This is a genomic window from Thiomicrospira microaerophila, assembly GCF_000934765.1.
Lineage (GTDB): Bacteria > Pseudomonadota > Gammaproteobacteria > Thiomicrospirales > Thiomicrospiraceae > Thiomicrospira > Thiomicrospira microaerophila.
Window position 1 is genome coordinate 1 of sequence record NZ_JYNN01000063.1, and the last position, 10787, is coordinate 10787.

Sequence of the window (10787 nt, forward strand, 5' to 3'; positions counted from 1 at the left end):
CCTTGGACTTGGGTTTGAGCGTTGTTTCATAGGTTAAATCGGTCTGCATTCCCACGCACAGCGTGGGAACGAGGTTAATCATGACTATTGTTATGATTTTTTTATTATTTAGATGCGTTTGCCCTGGATAGCTTGGGCTTTAATCTAAAAACAAGGGTAACTATTCAGCACGTTTCTTGGAAATATAAACTATTGAAAACAGTGACTTATGTTTTTTCAATCAAAAAACATCACCAAAAAATCTATTTTTCGATGCTTTCTTGAAGATGTTTTTACAACAGGTAGTGTCAAAAATACATTATTGGGACCACATGTAGTGGCTGAATAGTTACAAACAAGGAAAGATAATAATGAAAAAATTTACGGATATATATTTAAGCGGAAGTGTTTCGGTACTTATTATTGACCCAAGCTCTGGCTTAGGTGCAGTAAAGTTCTTCGCAGCAAGAGGGGAGACATACGATAACCTCTCAATTACACTCCAACCAGGAGCACAAGCAGAGGTTGCACGATCTCTAGTAAATGCAGCACCAGACATGACAGTGTCACTACCAACAGGCTTAGACTATAGTTATGCATTTGGTGTAGCAGATGGCTTGCCAGTTATTAATGTTACAGTAGATGGTCAAGTAATGGCTACACTACCAGTAAATAATGCTGGTCAATCTCCAAATATCCAAATCGGAAATGGTGAAGTTACTAAACTTCAAGTAGATGGTACTACAGGTGAAGTAGTAGAAGCTAGCTTCCCAATTGACCCAACCACCATCATTACCGATGGCTTCACCAATGAGACAGTAGTAAGCTATGTTGATTTAGGCTTGAATAATGTCGCAACAGTCGCATCTGATAATGAAGCAATCGCAACCGTAGCAGATGGGGAGAGCGGGATCACCATCACCTCTGTAGCAGAGGGTACAACTATCATCACAGTAACCAATGAAGCGGGTAATGTAGCCACTGTAGCGGTAGTAGTAGCTGGGGATGGCAACTTCACAAGCACAGTTGTAGTGGCTTATGAAGTAGATCCAGCGCGAGAAATTACTATTGTCGATTTTACCCTTGATGGGCAGGGTAGTTTTACCAGTCATAAATATATTGATGCAGGTGATGCGAGTTATAACTTTATCGATAGTTTTGAGCAAGGCAACTGGGTTGTTATCAATAACTTTGGCACGGATGATCAAATCACCCTGCAGGGTGTTGATGAAACCGCAATTAATAACGGCGGTATTAGCTCTACAAACGATGATAATGTGTTTATCACAATGAACAATAAGGGCGTTGTGAGTCAAATTGAACTTGTTGGCGTAGCGAACGGTTCAATGATTTACGATCTAGCCTCATTTAATGCGCTTAACATTGGTGACATCGTTATTGCTTAACTGGTTCTCGTTTTAAACTTAAACCATGATTTGCTCCAGAAAACCAATGCTGATTGTCGACTATGCAACCAGGCCTGGTTGCATAGTTTAATATCCCATGTTTCGGGTTTTGCGCCTAAGCCCACAAGGCCAAAACGCCAAAACGCCAAAACGTCTGGAGTGAATCATGTTTAACCCAATATCGTCTCACCGTTTTTTAAGCCTTGCTTTTCTTTCTTTTCTTGCTTTTCTGCTTGTCATAGCGGTGCGCCTGTTGTTTTTACAACAACTTGATGCCACAACCAGCTTCACCCTCGATGGTGAACTTATTTCGATTTACACCCCAGATGCCGCCTTATATGGCTACTATGCGCAAACCCTGCTAGCCGGTGAACCCCATCCGCATCCCTTTAACCGCCATCTAATCGAAACCCTACTATTTTATGTCGTGAGCTACTCACCCCTTAACCTCGACCAGGCCTTGTTTATTCTGCCGGCTCTTCTCGCCTCGCTCGTCGTACTGCCGGTAATGGGACTCGCTTATAGCATAATGCCCCCTTTTTTTGCCATGCTAGCCGGCGTGCTAGCCGGCATAGGATATGGTTTCTACAGTCGTAGCCACCTAGGTTACTACGACACAGATGTATTAAACGTGTTTTTCGTATACTTGATTGGCTGGCTACTCATTCGCCAGCATTTACGTCCAAGTTTGCACCTAGGTATCGCCATAGCCATCACACTACTATTGTTTCAAGCTTGGTATCATTCGGCATGGCCCATTGCATTGGCCTTGGTAGGGTTTTTTATTATTATTGACTTTTTTCGCAATCGCACACCTTGTTATGCAAGCTGGCTGATGTGGCTAATCGTTTTAATGCCATTTGACTGGGAATACCGTTTAGTGGCGTTAGCGATTCTCTATGCGAGTTTACAAACGGGGGCATACCTAAAACACAGGGGATTTAGCTATATCACCCATAACAAACGGCCACCCAAGCGCATAATATGGGGAGTTTTGGCTGGTTTAGTAGCCTTAGGAATTGCGCTACTCATTGACCTTCAGCTTGTAAGATACTACCTCGATCGATACATAACACGCCCCGAATTTTACCAGGCAGGGGATTATGTGTTTACTTACACAATGAATACCATATCCGAATCAAAGTTTAGAGACTATCCCTTTATAACTAAACTGCTCTCTGGCCATCCTATTATTTTTATAACCTCCTTGATCGGTGTCCTATGGTTGTTTTATAAGCGCCCAGTTTTCTTGATATTGTTGCCGGCTTTATTCATTGGGCTCCTAGCCTTTCAATTTGGCGCAAGATTTCACATCTACGCGGTGCCATTACTGATTATCGGCTTGAGTTATATAGCTGCCCAGCTTTTTTACCATGGACCAGGCCTGGTTAAACTTGGTGTGCTAGGGGTAATGGGCTGGGCGCTGTATCTCAGCATCAGTCTAGTCATGGCGATTAACCAAAGTGCAAAGCCGTTTTTTACACCCTTGCAGATTGAAGCATTGCACACACTCAAGTCACAAGCCGCCAAGGGCAGCTACGTGGTCACCTGGTGGGATTATGGTTGGCCTGTCTGGTACTACACAGGGCTGAATACACTGATTGATAATGGCCAGCATCATCAAGACAACTTTATAGTCTCGAAACTGTTTTTAACACACAACCCCTATTTAACCTTCCACCTTGGACACTATTTTTATAACCTATTTCACCAACACCAAGGGCGTGAACCGGCAATAAATTTAGCACTTGCCGAGCAGCCTGACTTGCCTAAGCTACTCAACGCCTTAGCTGAGAAGGATGTCAACTGGCCGACCATCCACCAAGCCCCGGACAAGTTTATATTTTTACCTTTTCAAATGGTACGCGCCATCAATACAATTGCAAAATTTAGTGATATAGACCTAACATCCGGACTGCCAAAAAACACAGGAGCTTTTGCTAGGCTTCAGCTACAAAATGAAACACCCACGATGATCTACTTTACAGACGGCAGCGCGATAGATAAAAAGCGGCGTGAATATCAAGTCGGTGGCCAACGCGTGCCGATTCAAACCATATATCGAACACATAGCACACAAAGTAGAACCGTAATACTAGGCCATGCACAAGGCGTATCGGTAATTATTCATCAAGGCCAATTTTTTATCATGAATGAAACCTTCTTCCATTCTATGTTGATACAGCTGTATTTTTTTGAACGCTTCAACACCGCGTTATTTGAGCCCATTGCATTGAATCCACAGGCCAAGGTTTTGCGATTCAATCCGGATATTGACGCCGCCAAGCAACAGGCACGCTAGTCAGAATACCCGTCTAAATACCATTAAAATAATTTATGGTAAAAACTACAGTCATGCTAGAAAAAGTGATAACATTACAAAATAATTATGTAAATTTTAAGAAAAGGTGTCTTCCATGAAAAAAAAGATCATTTCATTAGCCTGTAGCCTAGCTCTTGGCCTAGGATCTGTTACAACCCATGCCCAATCTGACACCGACTGGAGTAACAGCAACGACACCGACTGGAGAAACAGCAACGACACCGACTGGAGAAACAGCAACGACACCGATTGGAGCAACAGCAACGACACCGACTGGAGCAACAGCAACGACACCGATTGGAGCAACAGCAACTACTGGGGACTACAGAATGCGATCATTCAAGGTGCCAATATCACCCGACTCCCTAATCAAGCCTACTTTGCGCTAAAAAACCAACTACAGCACATACAAATCAACGACGACGGATTACCCGCCAACTTTACCCAAGAAATATACGGGCATGCCGAACTTAAAACCATTACAATCAACACAACCCAGACCCATGTTCGCCTACACCTACTCGGCAGCCAAGAGCAGATAAATTTAGCTTATGATTACGACCAATACCAAATCACCACCCAAGGCACATTACTCACCCTTACCGACCCCAACCAAAATAAGATAACACTCAACCTCAGTGCCCACACCCAACGCGCACTCATATTCCAAGATCAAACACGTGATGCCTACATAGATACCGCCAATGGCGCGCCAACGCTAGTTTGGGTGCAGCGGCAGGATGGTGAAGTACCCCCTCAAATTCAAACGCAAATCGGCTACTTTATGAACTCAGCGACAGAGGGTCTTGAATATACATCATGTCCACAAATACAAGGCACGCGTGAATGTATAACGGGCCTAACAGGTAGTGAAGGCGATTACACTTATTTTCCAGGAGATAACCTGACACTCCATATCGGCAAACTAAAGATAGTGGAAACCGAAGCCAAGCCCTTGCTTACACCCTACAACTCCACCCTAAGCAAAGAACAGGGTGAGCGTGTATCACAGATATTACAAAGTCTAGACAGTGATCCAGATGATAAAACAAAAATAACGATATCACCGCAGGTGCGCGAAAATGCTAGAGTTTTAGCATCTTCACAAAATATTGGTGCCGTAACATCAGATGATGAAATGCGTCAAACCCTTAATCAACTTGCACCGGGTTCAAACCTAGTTAAGCGGGAAGATGCCAGTGCTCGCACAACGATCTCTCGACGCTTAACCATGATGCAAGATACCGATCTTGGGCAATGGATTACAGGTGCCAAACACCTTTCACCCGCAATAAACGAAGAAGCATTTAAACGCTCTGTCTCTGACAGGCTCGCCTATGGATTATGGCAACGTCGCCGAAGCGGATTGGAGATCGAAGCCTCACGCTACACAGGCAAGGTCGATCAAATCGAGTTGCAAAGAAAAATAAACGAGCAAAGCATAAATTTTGTCAAAAGTGTGTTTGATTTAGGCTTTAGCGCTGCCAATTATGCGCCTGATAAAACATCTGATTTATTTATACTTAATAAGTCAGAAGTGACGATGAATAACGCCGTGATATCATTTGTATCAGAGGCTGTGAAGGGCGTAGCTTTAATCTCCGATACCGCATTAGATACCGATATCTTAGAGCCAAATACTGTGTTCAGTATTGATTTAACCACAGATCTCACTAAGTCAGTCATGGCGTCGACTATAGGCGACTACTCCGAAATGACAAAGGCCGTGGTTAAGCATGGTGGTAAACTTGCAGGAGATGAGTTGCAAAATGAGCTTATTACAGCTGTAACCGATAATATTGCATCAAAAATGGTTGGCTTCTTAACGGAAGCTATACAAGGGGAAAAGAAATTTGGCGGCCCGACTCTTTATGTTGACTTGGCGGCGGATATTGCCAAACTTTCCAATAATTTTTATATGGCAAATAAGCTTTCATATAACACTGAAACAGTAATGACCTATGCGGCGGCTATTGAATACCTAGATATGTATTATCGACGGGCGGGTGATTCTGAAAAAATCATCGAAGAGTTAAGAAAAAACTCGCCCAGTTTACATTTTGGACAACTTTTTGGAAGGGCGGATAATCCTGACGCGATTTACTCTGTTATGTGGCAACGTGCTAACAATAGAGAGGTCACGCTCTCTGGATTTATGAAAGATTTACTTTTAGTCATTCCCGATAGGTTTATTGACCAAAACCTGTTCAAATTTATTGTAACTGACACCATGGCACAAATTGACCAATCCACTCAATTCTACCTTCAAAGATTGATGCCCGCTACCGTCAATCTAGTTGAAGCCGAACTGCAAACCACCAGTGTAAGTATTTGTAATGGGGAAGAACACGATATCACGCTTGATTTATATTCCAATAGCTGGATGGGGCGTCACAACATAACAAATGATGTTGTCTTTAATCAGCTAGATTGGGGGCTTTCAGGTGCTTTTTGGCAAAGAAAAGACGCTGAAAATGCATTGACTATTCATTTTACAGAGCCTGGGCCAAAAGTATTGTCAGTCAGAGCCTACGGAACCTATAACCAAAAAACAGCATTTGGACTAGGAACAAACTCCATTCTTGTTGAAGAATGCCTAGTACCGAATGATGAAAAAGAGCAGGGGATGTGGGTATACCGGGCTGAATTGAGTGCGCAGAACAATGCACCGACCTACGAAACACTGAGGAATACCGGTTACAAGCTTGAAGGATGGTTTGATGCAAAAGGCCAATTGTTATCCACAGAGCCAGCCATTACAATAACGGATGCAATGGCATTACCCATCAAGCCTCGATTTACTGAAGAAGTAATTATTGCTAAAGACCAAATAAAGATTCATTTTGAAACCGTGGACAGTGCATCGGACATCACCTATCAAACCGATGTGAATAATTTTATAGTCACCAGCCCGGCCGAATTCCGTCTTGCATTTTGTTTAGCGGACTACGACAGCATCTTCTTCCCAGACTATAGTGACCATAAAATCTGGTTTAGAGATGGAACTGGACAAGACATGGGCTATAGCGTCACACGCACAACCTATATCGATGCCGAAGGTGTGCAAACCTGTGCCGTGGTGGACATTCCGCAAGCAGGCACCTACTCCTTACGTACAGCCACTGCCTTAGATCCAATTTGGAACGGTCAAGAGAGTCTTGGTCTGGCTGTCGGTCTTGCTTACTATGAGATTGATTATGTATTGCAAGAAGACAGACTGCAACCCCAAGTGACCAGTGTAACCCCGACCAGTATGACGCTAGGCGCTCAACTGCAAGAATTTGTCATCACAGGGCAATATCTACCACAAGCCGTAACAGGTCACCTGCAAGGTGCGGACTGCCCATCCGAATACAAACAACGGATATCCTCAACCGAATTCCGTTTGCAATGTCGTCACGATACGGCTGAAACCCTTACCCTGGAGGTGAAAACACAGTCACAAGGTGAGCTAATAGGTCAAGGCTTTGCCATCAATGTCACAGCCCAGCCAACCCAAACCACCGGCGCTCGCAAGCTCAACGACACCGGTATTACCTGGGGAGGCAACTACCCCTCTGGCAACAACAGCGATTGTACCGGTGAAACCATTGGTCAGCAGGACTGTAGCCACGGACGCGATGCCGTTGTAGGGTTGAGCAAAACAGGTGAAGGCCATGCCGGCTTCGACTTTACGCGCCTTAATGCCGATGGCTCTACCTATACCGGTAACGGTAATTATACCGAAGCCCCTTGGGCCTGTGTCAAAGACAACCATACCGGCCTAGTCTGGGAAGTCAAAACCCCTGCAGGCTCAGGCGATATTCACGATGCCAGCAACCGCTACCGTTGGGGCGGTAAAACCGCCTTACTAACCGGCGAGTTTGGAACCCGCCATAACGACTGGGACACGCTTGTGGACGGCAGTAACAGCAAAAACCTTTGCGGCTTTAATGATTGGCGCGTACCGAGCCGAGACGAACTGCGTTCGATCGTCAACTATGGACGATTTAACCCAGCCATCGATCAAAGCGTCTTCCCAAATACACGATCAAGTTGGTATTGGTCGGCCTCGCCCTATGCGAGCGGTAGTAACTTTGCGTGGGGTGTCGTTTTCAATAATGGCTACGACTACGACGATTATCGCTACAGCGGCGCTCGTGTGCGCCTCGTGCGCAGCGGACAGTAAGTTTGAAAATTAAAAACTTAAAGTGAAAAATGAAAAATTATTAGTGAGAAGTCAGAAGTGAAAAGTTAAAGGTGGAAAGTGGGGGAGGGGTGCTTCAGGATAAGTCGTTTGCTTTTGCTGTGCGTATTGTTAATGCGGTTAAGTTTTTGCACGCGCAACATAAAGAGTATGTATTATCCAAGCAACTGTTGCGCAGTGGAACGGCAATAGGTGCCTTGATCGCCGAGGGTGAGTTTGCACAGAGCAAAGCGAACTTTGTTTCTAAGCTTTCCATTGCACTTAAAGAGGCGAACGAGACACGCTATTGGCTAGCTTTGCTACATAGCACCCACTACTTAAATAAATCAGCCAGCGATTCGTTAATAAAAGGCGTCACTCAACTCATCGCCATGCTAGTAAGCAGCATAAAAACAGCTAAAAAAGTGAAAAGTGAAAAGTGAGAGGTGAAGAATTAAATTTTTCACTTTTCACTTTTCACTTTTAATTTAAAAAAAGGAGTTTTTTCAAATGGTTAGACGAAATTTACTGGCGGCGGTCTTTCTGGGTATCATGCAGGTGTCATTAGCCCAGGCACAAACCTGTCCAAGTGCCATAGCTAAAACTACACCTACATCCGATTTTACTGTGCATAACAACGGTACGGTTACCCATATCCCCACCGGTTTAATGTGGAAAGTGTGTTCTGAAGGGCAGGCCTGGCAAAACGATGGCACTTGTTCCGGTACCGCATCAGGTCATAACTGGAAGGCCGCATTGGAAATTCCGCAAACCTTGAAGTCAGGGGCCGGGTATGCTGGGCATACTGACTGGCGCTTACCCAATGTTAAAGAATTAGCGTCTATTGCCGAGCTGGCGTGTTATTCACCGGCTATCAACACCGCCGTGTTTCATAACACGCCACCATTTTTTTATTGGTCGGCCTCGCCCTATGCGGACGGTAGTCCCTTTGCGTGGGTTGTCCGTTTCTATCATGGCAACGACGGCCACAATCTTCGCTACAACGACTACGGTCTTGTGCGCCTCGTGCGCAGCGGACAGTAACTTTGGCCGCGCAGCGGCTTTTTTGAGTGAAAACTGGCATGTGGGGGAGGGGTGCTGGGTTTGGTACAATCACGTTTTTTGATTTGATTGGGAAGCTAAACAAATTGTATTAGTACGAGCTAAAGGCCGTTGATGGATGGCCTGTATGTCAATATTATGCGATTACAGGCCATCACTATCGTCGATGAAATCCAATAACCAAAACGAAATACGTCTCAGTGCCTTGCTGGTCATCCTCCTGCTTGGCACAGGCAGCGCACTGCTTTATGCTATATATTTTTCGGTTCGACCGGCTTAGTCCGACAGGCTCCTAGTTAGCTGGAGATTGCCACGTCGCTGCGCTCTCGGAACGACCGTTTTTTAGCGTTTCTCCCACTCAAATTCAGATAGGTTTTTTTCACCCGAGTTAAAGTGTATCCCTATCAAGTAGATGGGTTTTTGCTCATTGATATATTTGGTCGCATAGCCTTTGTCTTTTATTTGCTGTAAAGCATTAGTTTTGTCTGTCGCATCGACCTTAAATTCGAGGATGTAAATGGCGTTGTCCATTTTAATGGTTAAATCGATTCGCCCTTTATGGGTGACATCTTCACCGATAATATTCAGCCCCAAGCTTTGTAAATAGACATAGATAACACTGGCGTAAAAGCCTTCATAGTTTTGCATGTCGTTTTTGATGAAATTGTTGTAGGGAATGCTGGCGAAGATGCTGGTCAAAGCAAGTTTGAAACTCTCAAGATTCTGTTCTCTCAAAGCGCGACTTAAAGGTTTTGCTTTTAAGCTGTTATCTTCGTAGAGCCTGGTGATAATGTACTTGTTTAATGAGGTTTTTACTTCTTTATTGGGTATAACAAGCGTGTAAATAATATCATCGTCTTCGTCTTGTGTTACGTTTCCGATCGTTAAATATCCGCTTTGATAGAGAATGACTTCTAAATCGAGGTTTTCAATGTCAAAACTATTGAGCAGTTTTTCATCTACCCGCAGGTTGGCAAGGCTTGGCAAGAAGTAGGATTGCTTTTTGATTAGCTCAATCAGAAACGTCGGCGTGCCGCTTTCAAACCAGTAGTTGGAATAGGTATGATCCTTGGCAATAAACTTGAGGATGTCAAACGGGTTGTACATTTGACTGCCCAAGAAATTGTAACCGTTGTACCATTGTTTGAGCTTATCCATGTCCACACCTTCGAGATAAGGTGCAAAGGTGGTTTCGACATCCTGTTGGCTGTAACCACAGATATCGCCATAGTGTTTGTCGAGTGAGATGTCGGTGATGTTGTTCAGTCCGCTAAAAATCGACGTTTTAGTAAACTTGCTCACGCCGGTTAAAAACGCAAAACGTAAAAACTCATCACTGCCTTTAATCACGCTGTAAAAGTTAACCAAGCCATCACGCAGTTCTTGAGCAAGGGATGTGTTGGTGATGTTATCCAGAATCGGTTTGTCGTATTCATCGACCAGCACCACGACTTTTTGGTTGTATTTTGCATGCGCTTTGCGAATGAGTTCGCTGAAACAGCGGCGATCACGCGCCTCAAATTGACAGGTGATACCTAGCCGTTGTTGATTGTAGATAAATATCTCTTCAAACTTATCCTCAAGGTCTTTAAACGATTTGATCTTCCACTCAGCAAATGAAATTTGAATCACCGGATAGCTAACATCCCAATTCCATTGGTTTTCTATCGCCAAACCGCTAAACAGGGATTTATTGGCTTCAAAAATATTGCGCAGAGTATCCAGAAACAACGACTTACCAAAGCGTCTAGGTCGACTTAAGAAGACATACTGATAATTTTCTAACAGTTCTAACGCGATACCCGTCTTATCGATGTAGACGTAGTCGCCTTCACGTATTTTGCTAAAGGTT

General features: G+C 44.2%; 6 protein-coding genes. 5 read left to right on the forward strand and 1 reads right to left on the reverse strand.

Translation table 11 applies throughout. The annotated features are described in order from the left end of the window. The first annotated feature begins 350 nt into the window (after positions 1–350). The 5 genes from NA59_RS11725 to NA59_RS11745 all read left to right on the forward strand — a co-directional run bounded on the left by NA59_RS11725 (position 351) and on the right by NA59_RS11745 (position 8917). Positions 351–1385: a hypothetical protein gene (locus tag NA59_RS11725; RefSeq protein ID WP_157792616.1), complete on the forward strand. Its 1035-nt coding sequence runs from the start codon at positions 351–353 to the stop codon at positions 1383–1385. 166 nt (positions 1386–1551) lie between these two features. Next, the gene (locus NA59_RS11730) at positions 1552–3687 is read left to right on the forward strand and encodes an STT3 domain-containing protein (RefSeq protein WP_044412921.1); all 2136 of its coding nucleotides are present in this window, start codon (positions 1552–1554) and stop codon (positions 3685–3687) included. Positions 3688–3802: 115 nt separating this feature from the next. After that, entirely contained in the window at positions 3803–7876 is a 4074-nt protein-coding gene (locus NA59_RS11735) for an Lcl C-terminal domain-containing protein (protein WP_044412924.1), read from the forward strand. Between the two features lie 89 nt (positions 7877–7965). Continuing rightward, positions 7966–8316 carry a four helix bundle protein gene (locus NA59_RS11740; protein ID WP_052501656.1) on the forward strand — a complete coding sequence of 117 codons (351 nt, stop codon included), beginning with the start codon at positions 7966–7968 and terminating at the stop codon, positions 8314–8316. A gap of 67 nt (positions 8317–8383) precedes the next feature. Beyond that, complete coding sequence (locus NA59_RS11745) at positions 8384–8917, forward strand: Lcl C-terminal domain-containing protein (protein ID WP_044412930.1); 534 nt, start codon at positions 8384–8386, stop codon at positions 8915–8917. 360 nt (positions 8918–9277) lie between these two features. On the opposite strand, the gene NA59_RS11750 is transcribed toward NA59_RS11745, so the two are convergent. Further along, positions 9278–10787, reverse strand: a 1510-nt coding sequence (locus NA59_RS11750; protein ID WP_083945061.1) for an ATP-binding protein, incomplete at its 5' end; no start/stop codon positions are given.

Coding starts and splice junctions, on each gene's coding strand:
- NA59_RS11725 (WP_157792616.1), top strand. CDS start 351: ATGAAAAAATTTACGGATATATATTTAAGCGGAAGTGTTTCGGTACTT.
- NA59_RS11745 (WP_044412930.1), top strand. CDS start 8,384: ATGGTTAGACGAAATTTACTGGCGGCGGTCTTTCTGGGTATCATGCAG.
- NA59_RS11730 (WP_044412921.1), top strand. CDS start 1,552: ATGTTTAACCCAATATCGTCTCACCGTTTTTTAAGCCTTGCTTTTCTT.
- NA59_RS11735 (WP_044412924.1), top strand. CDS start 3,803: ATGAAAAAAAAGATCATTTCATTAGCCTGTAGCCTAGCTCTTGGCCTA.